21 protein-coding genes are annotated in these 23,489 nt (G+C 51.9%); 20 read left to right on the top strand and 1 reads right to left on the bottom strand.

Annotated elements, in window-relative coordinates:
* The 20 genes from N2315_03545 to tpiA form a co-directional block, all read left to right on the top strand.
* Positions 1–959: UDP-N-acetylglucosamine--N-acetylmuramyl-(pentapeptide) pyrophosphoryl-undecaprenol N-acetylglucosamine transferase (locus N2315_03545; GenBank protein MCX7828265.1), on the top strand; the 959-nt coding region annotated here is incomplete at its 5' end.
* 32 nt (positions 960–991) lie between these two features.
* On the top strand, positions 992–2,437 hold the full coding sequence (murC, locus tag N2315_03550) for a UDP-N-acetylmuramate--L-alanine ligase (protein MCX7828266.1): 1,446 nt from the start codon (positions 992–994) through the stop codon (positions 2,435–2,437).
* A complete protein-coding gene (gene murB / locus N2315_03555) occupies positions 2,409–3,344 on the top strand; it encodes a UDP-N-acetylmuramate dehydrogenase (protein ID MCX7828267.1) in 936 nt (311 codons plus the stop codon). Before murC ends, murB begins: the two co-directional genes overlap by 29 nt.
* A 55-nt stretch (positions 3,345–3,399) precedes the next feature.
* A complete protein-coding gene (locus N2315_03560; GenBank protein ID MCX7828268.1) occupies positions 3,400–4,149 on the top strand; it encodes a hypothetical protein in 750 nt (249 codons plus the stop codon).
* Positions 4,150–4,255: 106 nt separating this feature from the next.
* On the top strand, positions 4,256–5,548 hold the full coding sequence (gene ftsA, locus N2315_03565) for a cell division protein FtsA (protein MCX7828269.1): 1,293 nt from the start codon (positions 4,256–4,258) through the stop codon (positions 5,546–5,548).
* 22 nt (positions 5,549–5,570) lie between these two features.
* Positions 5,571–6,815 carry a cell division protein FtsZ gene (gene ftsZ, locus N2315_03570; GenBank protein ID MCX7828270.1) on the top strand — a complete coding sequence of 415 codons (1,245 nt, stop codon included), beginning with the start codon at positions 5,571–5,573 and terminating at the stop codon, positions 6,813–6,815.
* 159 nt (positions 6,816–6,974) lie between these two features.
* Positions 6,975–8,369, top strand: coding sequence for a radical SAM protein (locus tag N2315_03575; protein MCX7828271.1), 1,395 nt, complete (start codon positions 6,975–6,977; stop codon positions 8,367–8,369).
* A 32-nt stretch (positions 8,370–8,401) separates the two neighbouring features.
* The gene (locus tag N2315_03580) at positions 8,402–9,253 is read left to right on the top strand and encodes an SPOR domain-containing protein (protein ID MCX7828272.1); all 852 of its coding nucleotides are present in this window, start codon (positions 8,402–8,404) and stop codon (positions 9,251–9,253) included.
* A 20-nt stretch (positions 9,254–9,273) separates the two neighbouring features.
* Complete coding sequence (locus N2315_03585) at positions 9,274–10,473, top strand: molybdopterin molybdotransferase MoeA (protein MCX7828273.1); 1,200 nt, start codon at positions 9,274–9,276, stop codon at positions 10,471–10,473.
* Positions 10,458–12,356, top strand: a complete 1,899-nt coding sequence (locus N2315_03590) for a molybdopterin-binding protein (GenBank protein MCX7828274.1) — start codon at positions 10,458–10,460, stop codon at positions 12,354–12,356. The genes N2315_03585 and N2315_03590 overlap by 16 nt, the downstream gene beginning before the upstream one ends.
* Positions 12,347–13,318, top strand: a complete 972-nt coding sequence (gene moaA, locus N2315_03595; protein MCX7828275.1) for a GTP 3',8-cyclase MoaA — start codon at positions 12,347–12,349, stop codon at positions 13,316–13,318. The genes N2315_03590 and moaA overlap by 10 nt, the downstream gene beginning before the upstream one ends.
* Positions 13,319–13,328: 10 nt before the next feature.
* Entirely contained in the window at positions 13,329–13,838 is a 510-nt protein-coding gene (gene moaC / locus N2315_03600) for a cyclic pyranopterin monophosphate synthase MoaC (GenBank protein MCX7828276.1), read from the top strand.
* Positions 13,839–13,885: 47 nt separating this feature from the next.
* On the top strand, positions 13,886–14,659 hold the full coding sequence (locus tag N2315_03605) for a MogA/MoaB family molybdenum cofactor biosynthesis protein (GenBank protein MCX7828277.1): 774 nt from the start codon (positions 13,886–13,888) through the stop codon (positions 14,657–14,659).
* Positions 14,660–14,672: 13 nt separating this feature from the next.
* The gene (gene rapZ / locus N2315_03610; protein MCX7828278.1) at positions 14,673–15,608 is read left to right on the top strand and encodes an RNase adapter RapZ; all 936 of its coding nucleotides are present in this window, start codon (positions 14,673–14,675) and stop codon (positions 15,606–15,608) included.
* A gap of 1 nt (position 15,609) precedes the next feature.
* Entirely contained in the window at positions 15,610–16,737 is a 1,128-nt protein-coding gene (locus tag N2315_03615; GenBank protein ID MCX7828279.1) for a YvcK family protein, read from the top strand.
* Positions 16,725–17,636 carry a DNA-binding protein WhiA gene (gene whiA / locus N2315_03620; protein MCX7828280.1) on the top strand — a complete coding sequence of 304 codons (912 nt, stop codon included), beginning with the start codon at positions 16,725–16,727 and terminating at the stop codon, positions 17,634–17,636. The genes N2315_03615 and whiA overlap by 13 nt, the downstream gene beginning before the upstream one ends.
* A complete protein-coding gene (locus N2315_03625) occupies positions 17,617–19,590 on the top strand; it encodes an amylo-alpha-1,6-glucosidase (protein ID MCX7828281.1) in 1,974 nt (657 codons plus the stop codon). The genes whiA and N2315_03625 overlap by 20 nt, the downstream gene beginning before the upstream one ends.
* A 110-nt stretch (positions 19,591–19,700) precedes the next feature.
* Complete coding sequence (gap, locus tag N2315_03630) at positions 19,701–20,714, top strand: type I glyceraldehyde-3-phosphate dehydrogenase (protein MCX7828282.1); 1,014 nt, start codon at positions 19,701–19,703, stop codon at positions 20,712–20,714.
* The gene (locus N2315_03635; protein MCX7828283.1) at positions 20,715–21,905 is read left to right on the top strand and encodes a phosphoglycerate kinase; all 1,191 of its coding nucleotides are present in this window, start codon (positions 20,715–20,717) and stop codon (positions 21,903–21,905) included.
* 109 nt (positions 21,906–22,014) lie between these two features.
* Positions 22,015–22,833: a triose-phosphate isomerase gene (tpiA, locus tag N2315_03640; GenBank protein MCX7828284.1), complete on the top strand. Its 819-nt coding sequence runs from the start codon at positions 22,015–22,017 to the stop codon at positions 22,831–22,833.
* A 174-nt stretch (positions 22,834–23,007) separates the two neighbouring features.
* On the opposite strand, the gene rsfS is transcribed toward tpiA, so the two are convergent.
* Entirely contained in the window at positions 23,008–23,430 is a 423-nt protein-coding gene (rsfS, locus tag N2315_03645) for a ribosome silencing factor (GenBank protein ID MCX7828285.1), read from the bottom strand.
* Positions 23,431–23,489: the final 59 nt, after the last annotated feature.

Genomic DNA, 23,489 nt, shown 5'->3' on the forward strand with positions numbered 1-23,489 from the left:
CTCTTGAGATCAAGATATACAGGGAGGCCAACTTAGACCCCCACGTAATACACCTTGAGGGTTCCCCCCTTGGCGGGGGATTACGCAAGATGCCCAGGAGGTGGAAACAGATATTTAAGTGCCTCCATCAGGCCAGGGATTGTATAGAGAAAGAATCTCCCGATGTTTGCCTGATGTTTGGAGGATATGTGTCCTTCCCAGCCCTTGTGGTATCCAGGATGATGGGGCTGCGCTGCCTTATGCATGAGCAGAACGCGGTGGCCGGGCGGGTTACAAGGCTGGCCGCGTTGCTTAAGGTCCCCGTGGCGTCTGGATGGGAGACTTGCCATCCCCTTAATAGCAAGAACTATAGGTTCGTGGGGGTCCCCATTAGGGGAATGAACAGGATACCTAGGTCTAGCGCTTTAAGCCGCTTGGGACTGTCAATAGATGAAGGGTCAAGGCTGGCCTTGGTTTTGGGGGGCTCCTTGGGCAGCGGCTCCCTTTTCGAGAAGGTTGTGGAAGCCGCCAAAGATGAGTATTTTAATAGATGGAAATTTTTAATTTTAGGCGCGAGCAGCGCCCCACGGGTCTTGGGGAATTGCGTGCTTATGCCCCAAACTTGGGATATGGAAGCGCTTTACTCTCTGGCGGATGTGGTCATAAGCAGAGGGGGAGCTTCTAGTTTGACTGAGATTAAGTTATGGGGGTTACCTTGTGTTATAATTCCTTGGCGTGAGTCGTCGGCTGGGCATCAGAGTGCCAATGCAGGTGCTTTTTGTAGATCTGCTAGAGGCTTGGTGCTTGATGAGGAGCGGGTCCCTAGAAATCTTGCCAGGGCAGTGGATTCACTCCTGTCCTCTGGGGCTTGCTATCACTACCCTGGGGCGGCTTCTTCCTGTGGGGATTTTTCGGGTGATTTGCCGTCCATGGCGTCTGAGATTTGCCGTAAATTGTGGGAAATGCTGCTTGCCCTCTAAAAATTGAAAGGAGAGGTATTGCTTTGCTTAAAGTGCCTTCCGTTGGTCTGGAACGTGGCATGAAGATACATCTCATGGGCATTGGTGGAGCTGGTATGAGCGGCCTTGCTCTGTTGTTGAAGGGTATGGGTTGTCATGTTAGCGGCTGTGATGCCGCCAAGACCTCCTATAGTAAGAAGCTGGTTCAAGGGGGAGTGGAGGTTCTGATGGGGCATGACGAAGCCCATGTTGGACGTTTTTTACCCGATCTTCTGGTTTACACCAGCGCCATAGAGGATTCTCACCCGGAAATAGTTGAAGCCAGGCGGGCGGGTGTTGCGGTAGCGAAGAGGGCGGAAGTGTTAAGCGCCATCTTTAACTCAAAGCGAGGTGTTGGTGTGGCGGGAACTCATGGGAAAACCACCACCTCGTCGATGTTGGCTTTGATTGCGGAGCTGCATGGCATTTCCCCTACCGTGGCCATAGGTGGGGAGCTATGTGATATAGGCTGCAATGCCAAGCTAGGTTCCGGAGATGTTATGGTGGCTGAGCTGGACGAGAGCGATGGTAGTTTTGAACTATTTGAGCCGGAAGTGGCAGTGGTTACCAACGTCGATTGGGACCATGTGGATCATTATGGGTCCGTTGATGACGTTTTGGACGCCTTCCTTCGGTTTATAGGCGGGGTAAAGAATGGGGGCACTCTTGTGATATGCGCCGATGACGGGGGTACCCATGAACTGCTTCGGCGCATTGAGTTTGGTAACAAGGACGTTAAGGTCCTAAAGTATGGTTGGGGTACTGCCTGGGATTGGGGGGCCACCAACGTTTGTCACATAGGCGGAGGAGGGGTAGCCGCCGATGTGTATAAAAATGGTGAATTCGTTGGCGAGCTTCGTCTCCGTGTTAGCGGCGAGCATAACGTGCTTAACGCTCTTGGAGCATGTGCTGCGGCGGAGGCGGTGGGGGTGCCCTTTGGAGCTTCGGCGCGTATTTTGAGCTCATTCAGTGGGGCTAAAAGAAGGTTCCAGAGGGTTGGGTCTTCCGGAGGGGTGGACGTGTTTGATGATTATGGCCATCACCCAAGGGAGATTCAAGCCACTATAAACGCTGCCCGAGGGGCATTCCCTGGCAGGAGGCTTGTGGTGGTTTTTCAGCCCCATCGATACACTAGGACATCTGCCATGTACGCTGACTTTGCCAAGGTGTTGGCTTTGGCCGATAAGGCTCTGGTTCTGCCGATATACCCTGCGGATGAGAAGCCCATAAGTGGAGTAAGTTCCAGCCTCATAGTGGATAGTTTCCCCGATGGAGCCTCTTCGCCGGTTTTATGCGAATCCTTTGACGCGGCGGTAAGCATGCTCTCCGATTTTTGCCGTCAAGGGGATGTGGTTTTGACGGTTGGAGCGGGAAATGTTTCTTGCCTTGGCGAGAGGATAGTCAACGCCCTTGGGGAGGCTAAAAGGCTTGATGATAAGGTGGCTGTTGGATCTAGATAGGAAGGGGCTCTGTGCTGTCAGACCCAAGGAACCATTGAGGTTTTGGAATACCTGGGGTGTAGGGGGTTGTGCCGAAGCGGTAGTGAGCCCAAGGTCGGAGTCCGCCTTGGGCTGTCTTAGAAAGGTAGCATATGATGAGGGTGTTAGAACGTTTGTGTTAGGCGAAGGTTCAAACGTACTGATCCCCGACGAAGGGCTTGTGGGGTGGGTGGTGCTCCTTAGGGATGATACTTCTCCACCGCTGGTGTTGTCCTCGTCGGACAGTGAGGTTGAGGTCCAGGTTTCAGCGGCCCTTCCGCTTCGCAGGTTGTTGAATTGGGCGGTTCGCAGGGGGCTCTCAGGGCTTGAGTTTTCGGTGGGTATCCCTGGAACTGTGGGTGGGGCTGTGGCGGGGAACGCCGGCGCCAAGGGAAGGTCAATAGGTGATTTGGTAACCTTCGTAAGAACCGTTGAGGAAGATGGGAGCGTGAGGGTTTGGGGAGGGGATGAGCTGTCATTCTCCTATCGTAAGTGTGGGCTGTCATCTGGAAGGTCCTGGATTACTTCGGTGGGGTTGAAGCTGCATCCCTCGAGCGATGGAGATATAAGACAGAGGCTTAGGCATTTTGCCTCTTTCAGGAAGGGGCAGCCGAAGAACGCAAGGACTGCTGGTTGCGTTTTTAAAAATCCCCCCGGGGGAAGCGCGGGTATGATGTTAGATGCTGCGGGTTGCAAGGGGCTTAGGGTTGGTGGAGCCATGGTGTCTATGCAACATGCAAATTTCATTGAGAACCTTGGAGACGCAACTGCAGGTCATATAATGCGGCTTGTTGATATTTGCAGGGGTAAGGTAATGGAGAAGTTCGAGGTAAGTCTCGAGTTGGAGGTAAGGTTTTTGGGAGATGGATCGTCGCTGCCCAGGGGATAGGAGACTGCGATCTGAGTCTAAGAAGGGGACAAGACCGCTTTGGAGGGCTGTCTTCTTGGCGCTGGTGATCGGTGTCCTTTGGGGGATTGAGTCCAATATAAACCTGATGCGGGTACTTGGGGTTACGGTGGTTCCTGCAGGTTTGGTCCCGGAAGAGGCGGCGTGGTCGGTGCTTACTGCTTCGGAACGTCGGTTCTGGCCCCTTGCGGCGTTTCGCAGCGATGAGATCGCGGCAAGACTTGAGGGTAAGGTCCCGGTGTCCGCTGAGGTGTCCTTATCCAATTGGGGATGGTTAAGATTTCGCGTCTCTCCGTTGCATCCCAGGGCGATGGTAATCTGGAGGGGGAGGGCTTGGCTGTGGGCCGCTGAAGGCAAGGTGTGGCCTGCGTCGCTGCCGCAAAATGTGGCTGTTAGGGGTATGAGCTATCCCTCGGGTCCTGTGGTCTACTGGGATGCTTCGATGGACCCCCTTTTCGAAGGTGCATCGCTTAACAGAGATGTCATGCCTTCCGATGCACCTTTGGCTAAGATTATAAGAGTGCTGGATGCGGTAAAAAGGGCCAGGGTGTCCGATGTAGGTCTTAAGGGACTTAAGGTGTTGCATGGTGATCGGCATCCTCTTGGCGTAGCCATATATGCATCTGGTGATGTGGATACTATGAAGGTAATGTTTCCCATAACAGATGAGGGGAGTGCTGAGAAGGTTTTTCGAGTGGTCAAAATCTTGAAGGAAAAAGGTGCCATTTCAGGGGATCGTGTATTGGTGGATTGCACCTATAAGGATAAAATTATACTCAGAAAATAGGTAATGGCCAATATTTTATTAAGAAAAAAATTAAGATTTATCGGGGGGGCTTCTCTTGTTTAAAAGGATATCTACCTCCGCCGCTCATGGCGATCCAGATTTATTGGTGGGCCTTGATTTGGGTACCACCAAGGTGTCTGTTGTAGTTGCTGAGCGGGAGAGCCGGACGGGAGAGGCTCAGATAATAGGGATAGGCTATGCCCCTTCCAGTGGAATTCGAAAGGGATTGATAGTGAACCTTGATCAAGCCGTCCGATCGGTTCGAAGCGCCATTTCTGATGCCGAGAACATGGTTGGTCTTGAGCTCAAAGAGGTCACTGTGGCTTTCAGTGGAAGCGATGTTAAGAGCATAAGGTCCAAGGGAATGGTTTCGCTGGGCAGAGCCCCGAGACCCGTCATGCAGCTTGATGTGGAGCGGGTTATAGAGGCGGCCCAAACGGAGGTCTCCGTCCCTCAGAACCAGAGCATCCTTCACGCCATACCGGTGGAGTATTTTCTGGATGGCCATGGGGGCATTGACGACCCCTCTGGGATGACTGGGATGAGATTGGAGATAGACCTTCAGTCCGTCATAATCCCAACTGCGGTGTTACAGAACGTCCTTAACTGTGTTGAGAGGGCGGGCCTTGAGGTTAACGGCTTGGTTATAAAGCCTTTAGCTTCGGCGTTGGGCATGCTTTCTAAGGAGGAATCCATGGCGGGGGCCGTGGCTGTGGATGTTGGTGGCGGGACAACCGGAGTTGCGGTTTTCTCCGATGGCAGGCCTAAGCATCTGGCGGTGATACCCGTTGGTGGGGACCATATCACCAATGACTTGGCGTCGGTGCTGAAGATGCCGCTGAGTAAGGCGGAGGAGATCAAGAAAGAGGTATCACTTTTTGAAGGCGCTGAGTCCTCCGAGGACGTCCTTGAGTTTGATGTCCGGGGCAGGGGCTACTCTTGCAGAGTGCCGGATATTGTGGAGGTCATAAGGTGCCGACTGGAGGAACTCTATTCAGTTCTAGTAAAGAGGGAAATATCGGATCTTAGCCCCTCTATGATGTCTGCCGGTGTGGTGATGTGCGGAGGAGTGGCCAAGACGACCGACATAGATGTGTTGGTTAGCGAGCTCTTGGATATGCCGGCCAGGGTTTCCTTGCCGCTGGATCATGACAGGATGCCTCCCAGCAGGAATGGTGTAGAGTTTGTATCTGCTGCTGGAATAATAAGATATATGATAGAGCGAGAGCGCAATCCCTTCCGTTTTATGGAACCTCACTTGGACACCATAAGAAGGCAGGGTTATGGGAGGACCATGATGGAGGATCCTCGGCCCAGGGCGACCTCCAGGTCTTCGTCCGGAGGTGGATTGGGTGATTTCTTGGAAAAGATAAGGAGATATGTGGAGGAGCTTTTCTGATTTTTAGGCTGTCCTTTGCCCATTGGGCGCCGAGGTTGGTCATATTGAACGTTTAGGGGGATTTGCAGTCATGGCAGAGCTTCTTCAAATAGACCGGTCTGGCCGGGCTTACAGGGAAGTTATAAAGGTGGTTGGGGTAGGTGGCGGAGGAAACAACGCCTTGAACCACATCATAAGGAGTGGGATCAAAGGGGTTGAGTTCATATCCGCCAACACCGACGTGGCTCATATGGAGTTGTCTGAAGCGGATGTCAAGATAATTCTAGGTAAGGAGTTGACCCGGGGTCTTGGGGCGGGCGCTAATCCGGAAATAGGCCAGAAAGCTGCGCTTGAGTCCAGGGATGAGATTAGGGCCGCCATAGAGGGCGCAGATATGGTTTTTATAACCGCTGGTATGGGGGGTGGTACTGGCACTGGGGCATCTCCGGTGATAGCCAATATAGCCAGGGAAAGTGGAGCTTTAGTGGTGGCGGTGGTGACAAAGCCCTTTATGTTCGAGGGTAAGCGCCGTATAAACCAGGCGCTAGGTGGTATAGAGCGCCTGAAGGAGCAAGTAGATGCTCTCATCGTTATTCCCAACGACAGGCTTCTTCAGTTAGCTGACAAGAAGACCGCGTTAACCGAAGCTTTTAAGCTGGCGGATGAAGTGCTTCGTCAGGCGGTTGATGGCGTGACTAGTTTGATATTAAAACCTGGGCTTGTTAACGTGGACTTTGCGGACCTGAAGACGGTCATGAGCAACGCTGGCGCTGCGATAATGGGCATCGGCGAGGCTCAGGGTGAGAACCGTGCCGCTGTGGCGGCTAGAAACGCCATAAACAGTCCCCTTATGGAGGCCCCCATAAAGGGAGCCAAGGGGGTCTTGTTTAACGTCATAGGTGGTTCTAGCCTTACTCTTCATGAGGCTGTTGAGGTTTCGGAGGTAATAAGTGAGTTCACCGACGATGATGCTCAGATAATATGGGGTGCTGTCCTGGAGCCTAGCTTGGAAGATAAGATTCAGGTGGTAGCCATTGCCACCGGCTTCTCTCAAATGGCCCCCCAAGAGCCTAAGGCCCCAGGATTGGTTGGAGGAGTTAAGCAATTAGGCCAAGCCAAGGGTGTGTGGGTGTCCGATAGGTCCAAGCCAAAGGCTCAACTTGAGGAGACCGAGGTACGCCCCATTGGGCATTCTTCTGGGGCGGAGGAAGATTTGTTCAGGGGCAGTGGGGTACCAACAGATGATCTTGATCTCCCAGCCTTTAAGCGCAGGAGGGGACAGCTTTAGCCGATAAGGAAGAGAGGATAGGTTTTGGGGAAAACCAGTTCTAAAAGAAGGGCTTCCAAGAACGGAGATCTTGGCTCTACTTGGGAGAGTTGGTCTCGGTTTCGTGAAGCCGAGGTTTGGACCCAGGAACTTCCAAGGGGAGGAGCTCCCCGATGGGCTTTGTTCTACCCTGGAGAATATGGCCTTGGAAGCGCCAGCTTGGGGTTTCATCACGTCTATAGAAGATTGCGTAGAACTGGGGTTGGGGTTGAGAGGTTCTTTGTTGGCCCCGGCCCCAGTCATCGTTCTGTTGATTCAGATGCTCACGTCCGTAATTTTTCAATTGTAACCGCCAGCGTATCCTATGAAAACGAGGTTTTATCGTTTATTAGGTGGCTTGAGGGCTGTTCAATCCCACCCTTTAGGGATGACAGGAAGGATCCGTTTCTCCCAATTATAGGCGCTGGCGGAGCATTGACGTACATTAATCCCTTTGCGTTATTCCAAATTTGTGACTTCATCGTCCTTGGCGATGCTGAGGTCTCCTTGCAAGAGGTGGTTCGTGTTCTTCGCACAAGCCCCAACAAGGATGATGCGCTAAGGGAGCTTGCCTCCCTCCCTTATGTTCTGGTGCCGGCACTGTTCCATCTGTATAGGCCTCAAGGGATAGGAAAGGTTGCGGAGTTATATCCTGAGGATTCTGTAGGTGCTTGGGTTACTCCAAAGAGCATTTTCGAATCTTCGCTCCTTTTGGAGCTGCAGCGGGGATGCAAAAGAGCCTGTAGGTTCTGCACATTGACCTATTGTTTTTCGCCCATGCGGCGCCTTTCTCTTGTGGATGCAAAAAGTTTGATCCATGCTATTCAATCTAAAGTCCCGTTTGAACGGGTGGGGTTGATAACGCCAGAGGCAGGTGACTACCCGGAGATAAAGCCGTTGATAGAGGAAATCCTAGGGTTTGGCAAGGGCATATCCTTTGCCTCTCTTCGCCTGGACTCAATGGACAGTTTTATGATAAATGCATTAAAATATAGTGGAGGTAAATCTATCACATTAGCCCCCGAGTCTGGTACGTTCAGGCTAAGATCGCTCTGTGGAAAGGTTTTTACCGATGATATGATATTAGAAAAGGCAGAGATGGCAGCTTCTTTGGGCATATCAAAGGTGAAGTTGTATTTTATGATAGGGCTTCCCAGCGAGACTGACGATGACCTGGTGGGGATAGGAGAGCTTTGTGGGGGCATAATATCTAAGACGGGGCTTAGCGTTGCGGCTTCGGTAAACGCCTTTGTTCCTAAACCGTTGACCCCGTGGTGGAGGGCGGATTTTATAGATCGAAAGGAATATGACCGAAAGGTATCGCTCATAAAGAAGGTATCTCTTTCCCTGTGTGGCCGTCGGAAACTGGAGTTTAGGTTTAACGGCCACAAGGATGCTGCCATTGAGAACCGCCTGGCTTGGTCGCTTCCGTGGGACTCGTTAATTCCCCGAGAAGACCTGCACGTAAGCCCAGATCGAAAGGGTTGCCTTGTGAAGTTGCTTGCCGAGATTGGACTTCTTACCAGTCGCGTTTAGCCTTTTACCTTGGCATCTGGAGGGATGATGAGGTGGGATACAGACTTACTAGAAATTACAAGAAACGAAATCAAGGCGGATTGGCTACAAAGCTTGTGATGGCCTTTACCGCGGTTGTTGCGCTGGGGATACTGCTTGCGGGGGGTAAATACTTCATAACCCAGTGGTTCCCAGACGATAACCATCCTCCCGCTCAAAGCTATGAACAGGATGTACCGCCCCCTGTGGATCTTAACGGCGACGTCTCTGGGGGCGTTGAAGAAACATCGGAAGGTCTTGGGGCTGAAAATCCAGCTAAGGGGGGCCTTAGCGTGTCAAAGGTCCAGCCTTCACGTTCGACATCTTCGACGGTTGACACGGCTCCAAGCACGGTTAAGCCCAAGACTAAGAGCAAGACAAAAACCCCTGTGGTTCAGCTGGCCTCTCCTGTGGAGGAGACGCCAAAATCTCAAAGCTCATCAGCCAAGGTGCCCAAGGTTTCGCCGGTGGCAAAAACTATCAAAAAAGCCTCCTCTGAGAGTTCACAAGAGGTTAATCCTAAGAAATCTGAAACCGTAAAGCCCTTGCCACAAAATGGAGGCGGGACTACCCCAGAAAGAACGAACGTTTCAGCCTCGTCCGCTTCCGCTTCAAAGGAGGCATCTAAGTTTATGGTTCAAGTAGGAGCCTTTTCCTCCCTGGAGGGAGCCAAGGTTCTCATGGAGAGGTTGGGGAAAGATGGGGTGAAAGCCACATTGCAGGAGGCCAGTGTGTCGGATAAAAAATTCTTCAGGGTAAGGGTGCCGGTGGACGGAGACCGCTCCAAAGCGGATGAAGAAGCAGCTAGGCTTGCTAAGATGGGCTATCCTACGCAGGTTGTGCCTCCTAAGGGGGACGCTAAATGATGTGTCCCATAGGTTCATTGATGGATCGGCAGGATGCGGTCCATGCCATGGCAAGTGCGGCACACCTGAACTTACCCGTTGAAGTTGTGCCCCTTGAAAGGTGTATAAACCGAATCCTTGGATCCCATGTCCGTTGTCAATTGGATATGCCTCCTTTTGATAGGAGCCTTCGTGATGGCTATGCGGTAAGGGCCCAGGACCTTTTGGGAGCCTCATCGGGATCCCCTGCCTTCCTTAACGTTGTGGGTGAGGTTCCCGTAGGCGGGGTCCCTGATTTTAAGGTCCCTTCCCAAGGAGCTGCGGTTATACACACCGGTGGAATGTTGCCAGAAGGGGCAGACTGTGTGGTAATGCTGGAAGATACGTGCCTAATGGGTTCGACGTTGGAAGTCCGCAGATCCCTGCAGCGTGGAGAAAACGTGGTGTTTAGGGGTGAGGAAGCCCAAGAGGGTTCTGTGGTGCTTGAAAGGGGTACGCTGCTCTCTGAAGCCCACATAGGGCTCCTTGCTTCCCAAGGCATCAATGGGGTTCCGTGTCTTAAGCTTAAAGCCTGTGTCCTGAGCAGCGGCGACGAAATAAAACCCGTAGGGGATCCGCTTCCATGCGGTATGCATTACGATGTAAATGGATGGTTTGTCTGTTCTGCCTTGAGGCGCGTAGGCGTTGATGCCTCTTATGGCGGAATACTTGAGGATAGAGCCGATGTCATAATGGAAAAGATCCACAGCGCCATGGAGTGGGCTCATTTGGTCATCATAAGCGGAGGGTCTTCGATAAGTGTAAGGGATCACCTGGAAAAAATATTTTCTACATTTGACTCTCCTGGTCTGGTAGTAAGAGGCGTCAATGTACAGCCTGGCAAACCCCTTTTGGGGGCTGTCACCGGCTCCCCCGCCTGCATAGTCCTTGGTTTGCCGGGGCATCCGTTGTCCTGCGCTACGTCGTTTTACACTTTTGTCACCCCTATGCTTGAAGCGATGCTTGAAGGTAAGGGATGGAACGTCAAAATCATTAAGACTACGTTGGCTGAAGACTTGCCAGCCAGGCCTGGGGTGGAGGAGTTTGTCCCTGGTAAGATATGTGATGATGGAGTGGTCCCTGTTTTTTCTGCCTCCAGTTACAGCGGAGTACTTGCGGAGTGCGATGGTCTTATAAGAATCCCCAAGGATAGGGAGACCCTTCGCAGAAAGGAGACGGTGGATCTTTGGATGATTCGATGAAGACCAGGGAGCATATATCAAGGGAAGAAGCCTTGAGGGTGTTAATGGCCCGGTTCTCCCCTCAGGGTATGATAAAGGTCCCCACCCGCTCATCTGTTGGGCTGGTGTTGGGAGAACAGGTCTTCGCTCGCCTGAACCTGCCCAATTCCACGGTGTCTGCAGTTGATGGATATGCGGTTTTGTCGGATTCAACTGCCAATGCTAGTCCTCAAAGGCCTGCCGTACTTAATGCTCAAGATTATGCTTGGGTTAATACCGGATCGCCGGTACCGCTGCCCTTTGACTCTGTGGTTATGGTGGAGGATGCTTCTTGCTCAGACGGGGGGTCAATCGTGGTTTACAGGGCATCCCACAGAGGACAGAATCTGAGATACCTTGGGGAAGACGTGATGTCAAATCAGTTTTTAGCCTCGGCGGGAGATGTGGTTACCCCCCAGCTGGCCTCCCTTCTTATCAGCGCCGGTGTGTTGGAGTTGAATGTTATACCGAAGCCGAGGATATTGTTCATTCCCACAGGAGAAGAGATAGTAGATGATAATGCTTTAGTTAGCGGCCATATGAAACCGGGTGATGTGGTAGAGAGCAACTCTGTGCTGGTTACCGGTTACCTTCAAAGATGCGGATATCAAGTAGATGTCCACCGGTCCATATTGCCCGACGATGTTGAGGAGCTGCGGGCAGCGTTGCGGAGGGCTGTTATGGATGGTTATCAGGTGATCCTTATATCCGGCGGCTCCGCAAAGGGCAGGAGGGACGTGTCTGTGGAAGCCGTTGGGGATGGACTTGTCTTTCGTTGGCTGCTGATGAAGCCGGGACGGCCCGCCATGGGAGCTTCATTTGAAGGCCGGCCCGTCATCGTGTTACCGGGGTTCCCATCATCTTCCCTGGTGGTGCTGCTTACCATAGTGATCCCGTTCCTTAACTATTTGTCAGGAAGGCCGCCGATGACCTACTTTGAGTCCCTTGGCGTTGAACCTTTGGATCCGCAGTTGCTTCATCACATGTCCTCCTCCCCAGGTATGGAGGAGTGGGTTAAGGCTAAGGTTGTGAAGATAGGAGAGCAGGTCTCGCTTTGGCCTCTTGGCGGTGGTTCAAGCTCCTTGCTGTCCCTTGGTGAGGCGGATGGCTTGGCTTATGTGCCCGCTAATTCCGTGGAGCTCAATAGGGGGGACAAGATACGGTTTTATCCGCTGGTTACCGTGGATCTTACCAGGCGCTGCCTCTTGCAGGGCTCCGATGACCCGGCCCTTCAAATGCTTGCCGCTCTTGCCAAGAAAAAGGGTGGAGAAGTGGTAATCAAGAGGACGGGAAGTATGGGAGGTATATTGGCCCTTGCACGAGGAGAAGCCCACGCTGCCACATGCCATGTTTTAGACCCCGATACTGGCATTTACAACAATACGGTAATAAATAGGCTTGATCCTGAGGGGTTATGGTTTAGGCAGGTCCTTTTCTATAGGGAGCAGGGTTTTATCCTGGCAAGGGGCAACCCCAAGGGTGTTAGAGGGGTTGCGGATTTGACCCGTGATGACATAAGGATCGTTAACAGACAACCCGGTGCCGGTACCAGGATACTTCTGGATCATCTTCTTGACAAAGAGGGCATCTTAGCGGACGAAGTGAAGGGATATCATGACCTTTGTACCTCCCACGTGGATGCTGCCGCCAGGGTTCTTACCGGTATTGCCGATGTGGCTTTGGGGGTGAAGAGCGCTGCCGATGCTCTGGGATTAGATTTCATTCCCATAGTGGAGGAGCCGTATGAACTGGTGTACCACTCAGCCTACTCGGAGCATCCTGCCATAAGGGCGCTGATGGAGGGCACGGGGGATCCTTATTGGCGTTTGAGGGTTGAAAAAATGGGGGGATACAGATGGCCCTGACGGACAGCTACCGTAGAAACATCGACTACGTAAGGATATCGGTGACCGATAGGTGTAATTTTCGTTGCCGTTACTGCATGCCGGAGGACGGGGTTCCCCTTTTAGGGCACGATGACATAATGTCTTACGAAGAGCTCACGTTGTTGTGTAAGGCACTTCAGGATCTTGGAGTAAAAAAGATCCGCTTTACCGGTGGGGAGCCTTTGGTAAGGCGTGGTTTTTTAGACTTTTTATCATCCCTCCGGGCTCTTTTGCCAAACCTTAAGGTGGCCCTTACAACTAACGGGGCGCTTTTAAATGACGAGGCACCAAGAATAGCCAATCTGGGTATCTCGGGGTTGAACGTGAGCTTGGACACATTGGACCCGGATAAATTCCGTTACATAACTAGGAACGGAGACTTGCTTAGGGTTTTAAATGGTTTAAGAAAGGTTCGGGATCTTGGCCTTAGATCTATAAAAGTTAACACCGTGCTTATAAGGTCCTTTAACGACATGGAGGTGCCGGCCCTTCTGGAGTTCTGCGCCGAGAATGACTATCTCCTGCGTTTGATAGAGTTCATGCCCTTGGACGATGGACTTTGGAACAGGGATAATTTCATATCCGCCGAAGAGATCCTAGGGAGGGTTTCTTGCGGGCGTCATTGGGTTCCATTTTCCACTGGAGAGGAAGTAATGGGACCTGCGAAATATTATCACGATCTGAAAACCGGTCAGCGGATAGGGATAATTTCCTCCGTTTCAAGCCACTTCTGTTCCCATTGTAATAGAGTCAGGATAAGCGCGTCCGGTAAGCTGCGGGCTTGTTTATTTGCCAAGGATGAAACGGATCTTAGGCCTGCCCTTTTAAATGGTGATTTTGAACTTTTAAAGAGCGAGATAAAGAGGGCGGTCAGCGCAAAACCCCGCTGTTGGGAGGACGTTATAACCGGAGACCTCCACATGTCCCAGATAGGAGGATGAGACTATAACCATGAGCTCTTTTACACACTTGGACGAACATGGTAGGCCCTGCATGGTAGATGTGGCTGGAAAAACTCCCAGCGTGCGAAAGGCCTGGGCGGAAGCTAGGATATGCCTTACCGATGGCATTATTGAAGCATTGTTGGAAGGAGGAGTCCCAAAGGGGGAGCCTTTCACTGTGGCTGAGCTAGCTGGAATAATGGGGGCCAAACAGACTCCCTATCTAATACCCCTTTGCCACCCCATAAGGATAGATGGGGTATTCCTTCATTGCACCTTAAATAAAGAGGCTAAAGAGGTCATAATTACGAGCTCCGTCTCCGCAAGCGATGTGACTGGAGTTGAAATGGAAGCCCTTACTGCAGTAAGCGTAGCGGCCCTGGCTTTTTACGACATGTGTAAGGCCTTGGACAAGGGCATGGAGATTAGGTCCATAAGGTTGTTGAGAAAAACCGGCGGAAAAAGCGGCGATTGGACTGCCCCAGATGTTTCCCATGAGAGGTTAGGTGATCTCAAGTGAATTCAAGGCTGATTAGGATATGTTGGAACTCAAGGGATGATCTGCCCATGGCATACATACACATGGGTAGCTCTGGGGACGTCCTATGTAACGGTGAACCGGCGAAGATGTTCATTGCATTTCCAGGGGGTCCTTTAGATGCAGATGCTGAGGAGGGTGAAGATGTCCTTCACCTGGTAGTATCTGGGATCAAGGAAGAAGTTGTAAGACAGAGTCTCTTTATATCCTTCGGCGACGGTGGTGCGGTCCTTAGGTTGGATGGTGGGGGGAGGCTGCATGTTGTCTCCCCGGGTTTTATCGCCGTGTCTCAAAGATGCAGCCTGTGGGAGCCAATAAAGGCAGGAGTGCTTACCATCAGTGATAAGGGATCAAGGGGTGAAAGGGAGGATACTGCTGGACCTGCTTTGGCAGAAAGGGCTCTTTGCATAGGGACTGATGTAGTAAAAAGGGACATAGTTCCAGACGATGTGGAGGCAATAAGGGACAGGGTGTTGGGCTGGAGCCGAGAAGGAATAGAGCTGATACTTTGTACCGGTGGCACCGGTTTATCTTCCAGAGACGTAACCCCTGAGGCGATCATGGGAATTGCGGATAAGTTGGTTCCAGGCTTTGGAGAGATGATGAGGGTAAAGACCAGCCATATAAATCCAAGGTCCTTCCTGACCAGAGGGATGGGAGCAGTGGTGGGGAAGACGTTGGTCTTGGCGTTTCCCGGAAGCCGGAGAGGCGCGCTGGAGTGCTTTGAGGCTGTGGAAGAGGGGATAAGACACGGAGTCGAGATAATGACCGGCAAGGCCAAGGAGTGTGGTCATCACAGCTGACCTGCCTGGTGCGATGGTCCAAGACTTTGGGGCCTTTGGAGTTGTGGGTTTGCAAGGGAGTGGTTATATGGGGGAAATTAAGGTTAAAAAACTAATAATACTTACTGGTTTATCAGGTAGCGGTAAGAGCACTGCGTTGAGGATTTTAGAGGATCAGGGATTTTATCCCATAGACAATCTGCCTCCCTTGCTATTGCCTCAGCTTCTAGATGTTTTGAGCAGCCATCCTGCCGCATCCTCCGTAGGGGTGGTGGCGGTTATGGATGTTAGGGGAAAGCATCTGTTAAACGACCTTGACCGGGTGGTGACGGGTCTTAAGAAGTCAGGGAAGACCCAGGTGCAGCTCATCTTCCTGGATGCTTCGGATCGAGAGCTTGCATCTCGTTTTCAGCTCACCAAAAGAGCCCATCCCATAAAACCTGAGGGTGATCTTTTAGAGGGTATATCTGAGGAGAGGGCCATGCTAGTGCCTCTTAGAGGCATAGCCGATATGGTCATAGACACCAGTGGCATGAACCACACCATGTTGAGGAAGGTTCTTTTGGAGGAACTTCTCGGCGGTGAAGGCTTCAGATTGATAATAACATCCTTCGGATTTAAGTACGGTATCCCTCAGGATTCGGACGTTGTGTGGGACGTTAGGTTCCTACCTAATCCCAATTATGTTCCTCACCTTAAGGATCTCACCGGTATGGACAGGGCCATAGTTGACTATTTTAGGGATGTGCCTGACTTTTTAGGGTTTGTTAGCCAGATGTCCGATATGTTGAAAAGGTTTTCTCCTTGTTATGAGAGGTCTGGTAAGTTGGTACTGAGGGTGTCCATCGGATGCACGGGTGGGAGGCATCGTTCCGTAGCGGTTGCTGAGGCGATAGGGAATTCCATGGGTAAGATGGGCCTTAGGTGCGAGGTCTTTCATCGAGACGTGGACAAGGGTAGTTTGGATTGACATGGATCCGGTGATATCCGCTCTGATAGGTTTTATAACCGGTGCATTGGCCACGTGGGGAGCTGTGTCTGCCTTTGGAGGGTCTTTGTTTGGAGGATCTCGTGGTGGCAGGGAGATAATAGCAAGCGCCATAGAGCACAGGCTAGCCATGGGTCCTAACATCGTGGCCATAGGTGGTGGCACCGGCTTATCAACCCTTCTGGGTGGGCTTAAGGGGTTTACTCGGAACATAACAGCGGTGGTTACCGTTACGGATGAGGGGGGTAGTTCCGGTAGGCTTCGAGAGGAGTGGGGGGTGCTTCCCCCGGGGGACATCAGAAACTGCATAGTGGCGCTTGCGGAGAACGACAGCGCCCTTCAGCGGATACTCTCCTTCCGTTTTGATCGAGGTGGGCTAAAGGACCACAGCCTTGGTAACTTGATACTCCTTGCTGCCACGGAGCTTTATGGGGATTTTGGTATGGCGGTCAAGGAGATGAACAAGCTCCTGGCCATAAGGGGGCAGGTTTTGCCTGTAACTTTGGAGCCGGTGGTTCTCTTTGGTCAAACAGCCGATAGGGTTGTGCGAGGCGAGATGGAGATAGCAGGCGTTGGCAGCGAGCTAGTTAAAATCTGGTTGGAACCCAGGGATCCTAAGCCTCTTCCGGAGGTTCTATCGGCTTTAGAGTCGGCGGATCTCATAGTTCTGGGCCCCGGCAGCCTGTTTACCAGCGTTCTTCCCAACCTTCTTGTTGATAGAGTGGCCCATAAGGTCAGGATATCAAAGGCCCCTAAGGTTTACGTCTCAAACATAATGACTCAGCCGGGGGAAACCGATAAGTTCGGCTTTATGGATCATGTTGAGTGGGTGGCTGGGGTGTTAGGGGATTATCCAGACATGGTGATAGCTAACTCTGCCCAGCTTCCCAAGGGGGCCCTTAATAGATATCTAAGCCAAGGGGCAGCTCCGGTTTACCCCAGCGCAAAGGAGGAAGAAAGGCTTAGGGCCAGCGGTTGTAGGTTGATAAAGGGTGATCTCGTTGGGTCGGAATCCCAAAAAGGACTTCTTAGGCATGATCCTAAGAAGTTGGCGGAACTTTTGATACGCATAGCCAGGGAGGTCAAGGAGGGTGAGCTTTGGAGGACCTGAGCCTGTCAATGTGGGAGGAGTGGGGGGCAATGCCTTTGGGGACCGCTCCCTTGGCGGAGCTCGCAGGAATATTGGCGGGACTGGTGCCTCAAAAGGTGTCAGACGGATTGGTATGCAAGACCTCTAGACGATTTGTCCTGAGGCGTGCATTAAAGCTTTGGGGGGCTTTGGATAAAAGGCTGGTTGCCAATGGATCACCTAAGTTGTTGATTGATCGCGAGGCAGGGGGTACAAGGGCCAAAATATCGATGATCTTCCCGGACGACCTCTTTAACTTGCTACGGGGGTTTAGGGGTAAAAGCGACATTGAATGGACCTGTTGGCTTAGAGGGTTGTGGGGAAGTTGCGGCGCCCTTTATCTTCCCAAGGTGGGCTACTATCTGATGATAAAGGTCCCTCAGTTTGATAATACAGCGGACTTGTTGTATAAATTACTTAGGGCGAGGGGAATTACATTTTCTAGGCGCCCTAAAGATCAACGAATAGAGGTAATGATAAGAGATCAACAGAAAATAGTTGATTTCCTGGGTGTTCTTGGGCTTTCTAATGCTATTATAAAGCTAGAGAATACCGCAATAATCCGATCCATGAAAAACAAAGCCAATAAGTTGGTGAACTGTGATTCCGCCAACATAGTTAAAAGCCTGGAGGCATCAGAGAACCAGATGCGTCTGGTTAGGCTGATAGGTGAGATGGGGCTGGAGGATGAGTTGCCCATGCCTTTACGGGAGGTGGTACGGGCTAGGAGGGAGAATCCCAGTCTCTCACTTAGAGAGCTCGGACAGGTGTTGCCTCATCCTGTCTCCAAGAGCACGGTGGAGTACCGTTGGAGGAAGTTGGAGAAGATGTTTGCCAACCTGTTGAAGGGGGATGATGCCCATGTACCTGGGAAAGGCTGATGTCAACACCTACGATAAGGGGGCGGGGAGGGAGTTCCTCGTCTCCGATGGCCAGGGTAGCTACTGTTTCTCTACCGTAATAGGGGCTAACACCAGGCTTGCGCACGGTCTTCTAGTAAAGAAGCTGGACCCCAAGGGCAACCATAAGGTTTTGGTAAGCAAGCTTGAGGAGACCCTCTTCATCGGAGGGAAGAAGTATCAGCTATCCACCAACCGCTACAAGGATCTCATCTATCCCGACGGCTTCCGCTACCTTCAGGAGTATCAGGCATCCCCCATGCCCTCCATGTTATTCGTGATACACAGTGCCTTGTTTAGGAAATCCATATTTATGCCCCAGGGTATGGGGTGCACCATAGTTAAATATGAGCTGATTGCCTCGCCCGAGCGAGTTAGACTCGAGGTGCGTCCCCTCGTGTCGCACAGGGACGTGCAGTCCCTCTGTGGATCGCGTTTGGATTTTAGCTGCAGCGTGTCGGACAATGAGGTTGTCGTAAAGGGAGGGGGCATGACAACCAAAATAGGGGCCACCGATGGCGAATGGATAGAAAAAAACCTGTGGTTTGATCGGGTGGTCTACGAACAGGAGGAGAATTGCCAGGGGGTGGTATGCGAAGATCTTTGGTCCCCGGGCTTTTTGCAGCTTGACATGCAGGAGGGAGATTCTGTTTACGTAATACTGTGCTCTTCCGATGGGGGAGTCTGCAGGTCAAAGGCCGAGATAGCAGCTCTTGAGAAAGAGGCCGTTCAGGGAGCCCATAGGCTGGTTGCCTCCGTTCCAATGGATCCCAAGACCAGTGCCATAAGGGATCTGGTGATGGCTTCGTCCCATCTGGTGGAGGAGGGTAACGGAAGCAGTCCTTGCATATATTCCGGTTATCCTTCTATGAAGGTGCTTGCCAGGGAGACATTTGTTTCAATGCCAGGTCTTCTGGTGTCTACGGGAAGGCATGCGGTGGCAGAGGGGGTTTTGAATCGGTGGCTAACCCTTGCGGAGGCTAATGATTGGGTTGTTCCTTCGGAGGTTGATGGAGAAGAAGCAAAAATTGAGGGCGTTGATTCCGGCTTGTGGCTTGCGTATGGGGCCCAGAAGCTTTACGAGGCCGTGGACAACCCCGACTCCAAGGAAGACCTTTGGAGGAAGGTCCTTTCTGTAATAGACCGTTATTCTCGTCCCATGGATGTGCTCCAGCTGAACCTATCCGATGACGGAATGCTGTTTTTAGCCACCGATGACCCATCAAGACATTGGATGAACGGGATTGTGGATGGCGAGGCGGTAGTAATCAGGAAAGGGTACTTAGTTGAGGTAAACGCCCTTTGGTACAATGCCCTTCGATTCGCGGAGCAGGTTTGCGAACTAATCGGGGACGTGGATTTGCGAGATAGATATGCCCGCATGGCGGATATGTGTGCTAAATCCTTTAAGGAGACCTTCTGGAATAAAGAGGGAGGATACCTTTACGATTGGGTGGATCCTTCCTGCAAGCTTGATCCATCTATAAGGCCAAACCAGATCCTGGCCATATCGCTTCCCTGTTCACCGTTGGATCCGGTAATGGGAAGGTCCGTGTTGGATGTTTGTTGGAACGAGCTTTATACCACCTATGGCCTTAGAACCCTTGAACCTAAGCACGATAAGTTCAAGGGTCGTCAAGAGGGTCGTATGGATCAACGGATTAAGGCTAAATTCAGGGGAATGGCCTGGCCTTGGTTGCTTGGTCACTTCATAACCGCTTATTTAAAATTTAATCCCAACAGGATCGACATAGGGTGGATCTTTATGCGCCCCTTCAACTCCCACATGCGGCACGGTTGCCTTGGTGGTATAGCTGAGTTCTTTGACGGGATAATGCCATACAAGCCTCATGGCGACGTGTTGTATTCTGCAAGCCTTGGGGAAGTCTTGCGGGTTCTTCAGGAGGATTTGTTAAATCCCATGGGGGTTGCCTAAACAAGCGTTTAATATAAAATATATGTTTGTTGGCAGGCCTGCAGAGAGGTTATGAGCTTTTGGGTTTGCTTAAAGCTATGGAATATCATGGCAAAAGGGGGATACTTGAGATGGATAAGATCAAGGTGGCTATTAACGGTTTTGGCAGGATAGGGCGTCTTTCGCTCCGGGCCTTTTTCGAGAAGCAGGATAACCGCTTCGAAGTGGTTGCGGTGAACGACCTCACCCCGCCGGCTTCCCTGGCGTATCTTTTCAAGTACGACTCGGTGTTTCGCCGCTTCCCAGGAAGCGTAGAAGTGGATGGGGATGTGCTGGTTATAAATGGGCACAGGGTGAAGGCGTTGGCTGAGCCGGATCCTGCCAAGCTGCCTTGGAAGGAAATGGGAGTTGATTTGGTGGTTGAGTCCACTGGTAGGTTCACCGACGCTGCCAAGGCCAAGGCGCACATTGAAGCCGGCGCCAAGAAGGTGGTCATAACCGCCCCTGCAACCGATGAGGATATCACCATAGTTATGGGGGTCAACGAGAAGGATTACGATCCCTCCAAGCACCACGTCATCTCCAACGCATCTTGCACCACAAACTGCCTGGCTCCAGTGGCTAAGGTGCTCCATGAGCGGTTTGGTATAGTAAAGGGACTTATGACCACCGCCCACTCTTACACTAACGACCAGAAGACCTTGGACTTTCCGCACAAGAACCTTTCTAGGGGAAGGGCTGCGGCGCTTTCTATAATCCCCACCAGCACTGGGGCTGCGAAGGCCATAGGCAAGGTCATGCCGGAGCTCAAGGGGAAGCTCAACGGATTTGCCCTTAGGGTTCCCACCCCAGATGTGTCCGTGGTGGACTTGGTGGTGGAGTTGTCCAGGAAGGCCTCCGCGGAAGAGATCAACGAGGCGGTCAAGGAGTACGCAGAGGGTCCCCTCAAGGGTATCCTGGCCTATGAGCCGGAGGATCTGGTGTCCATGGATTTCGTTCAGGACAGCCATTCCTCTATCTTTGCCCCCAAGCATACCATGGTGATAGATAACATGGCCAAGGTGCTTTCTTGGTATGACAACGAATGGGGATACAGCTGCAGGGTGGTTGACCTGGTTAACTACATCGTGGAGAGGGGACTGTAAATGCCTAAGATAAGGACCTTTTCCGCTGATCGTGTGAGGGGGAAGAAGGTCTTCCTTCGCGTGGACTTTAACGTCCCGATGAAGGATGGCAAGGTTTCAGACGATATCCGTATCAGGGCCCATCTTAAGACCATCCAGGCTCTTAAAGACGCGGGAGCGACGGTCTGCATGGCCTCCCATCTTGGAAGGCCAAAGGGTAAGAGGAACATGGAGTTTTCCTTGGGGCCCGTGAGGGATGAGTTAGTTAGGCTTACCGGCTGGAGCGTCAAGATGGCGGAGGACTGTGTAGGGGGGGCGGTGGCAGAGGCGCTAAGCTCCCTCAAGGAGGGGGAAATGCTTCTGCTGGAGAACCTTCGGTTCCACCCAGAGGAGGAGAAGAACGCCCCGGAGTTTGCTAAGAAGCTTGCGGAGCCCTTCGACGTGTTCGTGATGGATGCTTTCAGCGCCGCCCACCGGGCCCATGCGTCCACAAGGGGTGTTGCGGATCACCTTGAGACATACGCTGGGTACTTGATCGAGGAGGAGATAGCGGCCCTCAGCAAGGTGAGGGACAACCCGGATTCCCCCTTTGTGCTCATCTTGGGCGGGGCAAAGGTATCCGACAAGATAGGTGTAATAGATAACATGCTGGATAAGGTCCAGTCCATCCTCATAGGAGGTGGAATGGCGTTCACGTTCCTCAAGGCAAAGGGTATTGAGATAGGCAGGTCCTTGTGTGAAGAGGACAAGCTGGACTTTGCTAGGGAAATGATGAACAAGGCCGCCGAAAAGGGGATATCCATGGTGCTTCCTGTTGATGTGGTTGCAGCTCAGGAGGTAAAGGACGGAGTCCCTTCGATGGTGGTGCCAAGTGATGCCATTCCAGCGGATCATATGGGGTTGGACATTGGCCCTGAGAGCGTTAAGAACTTTGCCAAGGTAATAGAGGGGGCTAGAACCATCCTGTGGAACGGTCCCATGGGGGTTTTTGAGATATCCGCCTTTGCATCCGGCACCAAGGGTGTAGCTGACGCTATTGCAAAAGCCGTGCAAAACGGGTCCACGTCGGTGGTAGGCGGTGGTGATAGCGCTGCCGCTGTGGCCGCTTTCGGCATGGAGGATAAGGTAGGGCACGTTTCAACCGGAGGCGGAGCCAGCTTGGAGTTCTTCGAGGGCAAGGTTTTGCCCGGAGTTGAGATCCTGCTGGATTAGTTGTTGGCTTGACTTGATGATGGCCCGCCGTTTGAGGTGGGCCATCATCATTTTATGATCACAGCTCTTGGGGCGTATCATAATCTAATCTACGAAGGGGGATATTTGTATGTTGAGGCCTCACATTGTGGCAGGTAACTGGAAGATGCACAAGGGCATCGAAGAGGCGGAGAGCTTTATAAGGGGGTTAGGGAGGGCCCTTGAGGAACCCGAGAGGAACAATCTTTTGGAGGAGGATCTATTGGAGGTGTTGATATACCCTACGGCCCTGTGTATTCATAGCTGTCTGATAAGCCGTTCAACCGAAATGATTAAGGTAGGAGCACAGAACGGCCATTGGGAGGAAAAAGGAGCCTACACCGGTGAAATCAGCATAAGCACCCTTATAAAGGAAGGCAGCGATTACATTCTTATAGGACATAGCGAAAGGCGGAACCTTTTTGGCGAAACCGATGATCAGGTGGCCAAGAAAGTGGCTTCAGTTGAAACCTTTGGCGGAAGGGCCATGTTATGTGTTGGGGAGTTGTTGTCCCAAAGGGAGTCTGGGGAGACCTTTATCGTGGTGAGGTCACAGGTTGAACAGGCTCTAAGGGGTCGATCTAGTGCCTTTGTGGCTCAAAGACTTGCAATAGCCTATGAGCCGGTGTGGGCCATAGGTACCGGTAAAACCGCAAGCGCACAGGATGCTCAGGAGGTATGCTCCTACATAAGGGAAGTTGTAAGGTCCATAATGCCGGATGCGGCAGATTCTGTGAGGGTTCTCTATGGAGGCAGCGTGAAGGTTGATAACACCTTTGATATCCTCAAAGAAAGGGACATTGACGGATTGCTTGTTGGCGGTGCATCCCTGGATTTAGAGGGATTTCTTGGCATCATCGACGAGGCCCGTCGTGCCATGGCCTCCAAAGAGGTTGGCAAGAGCTCTTAGGCAACATAAGATATATTATAGGACATATTTTCGACCTCAAAATGGCGGCTGGCAACTCCCCCAGCCGCCATTCTTCTTGATGCGTCCCAAACTCCTAAATAAAACAGAAACCTAGCTTGCGATCATAACTTCATCCCTAAGACCACTTCTGTGTTGTCTATCGGCACCTGTCGCTCATTGATCCGGATCCTCAAACCTAAGTACCGGAGAGTCTCCCCATATTCGCTCTATCCTGTAAAACTCCCTTGCATCCTTGGAAAATATGTGGACCACCACGTCCCCCGCGTCCAAAAGCCGCCAACGCCTGCTCTCCTTGCCCTCTTTTCTTACGGACTCAAAGTGGGCCTCTAAAAATTCCTCTGCCTCTGTCTCCAATGCGTCCATGTGTATGTCGTTGAGCGCAGTGGCCACCACGAACAGATCAGCCACCCCTAAGGTATCCCTGACATCTATGAAGTCAACATCTCTGGCATGCTTATCGATAAGTCTTATGCCCAAGGGACGATAGCGCTTAAAAAGGGCCTCCGAATCCTCTGAAGCCGTATTTTCATTAATCGGATTTGCCCCGTAGCCGGATTGCACTAGTTTGTCTTTCAAAAAAAATCGCCTCCTTCTCGAATATGCTTGGTGTATTAGGGCTAGATCATGCTTAAACA

The organism is Thermanaerothrix sp. (genome assembly GCA_026417795.1).
GTDB lineage: Bacteria > Synergistota > Synergistia > Synergistales > Synergistaceae > Thermanaerovibrio.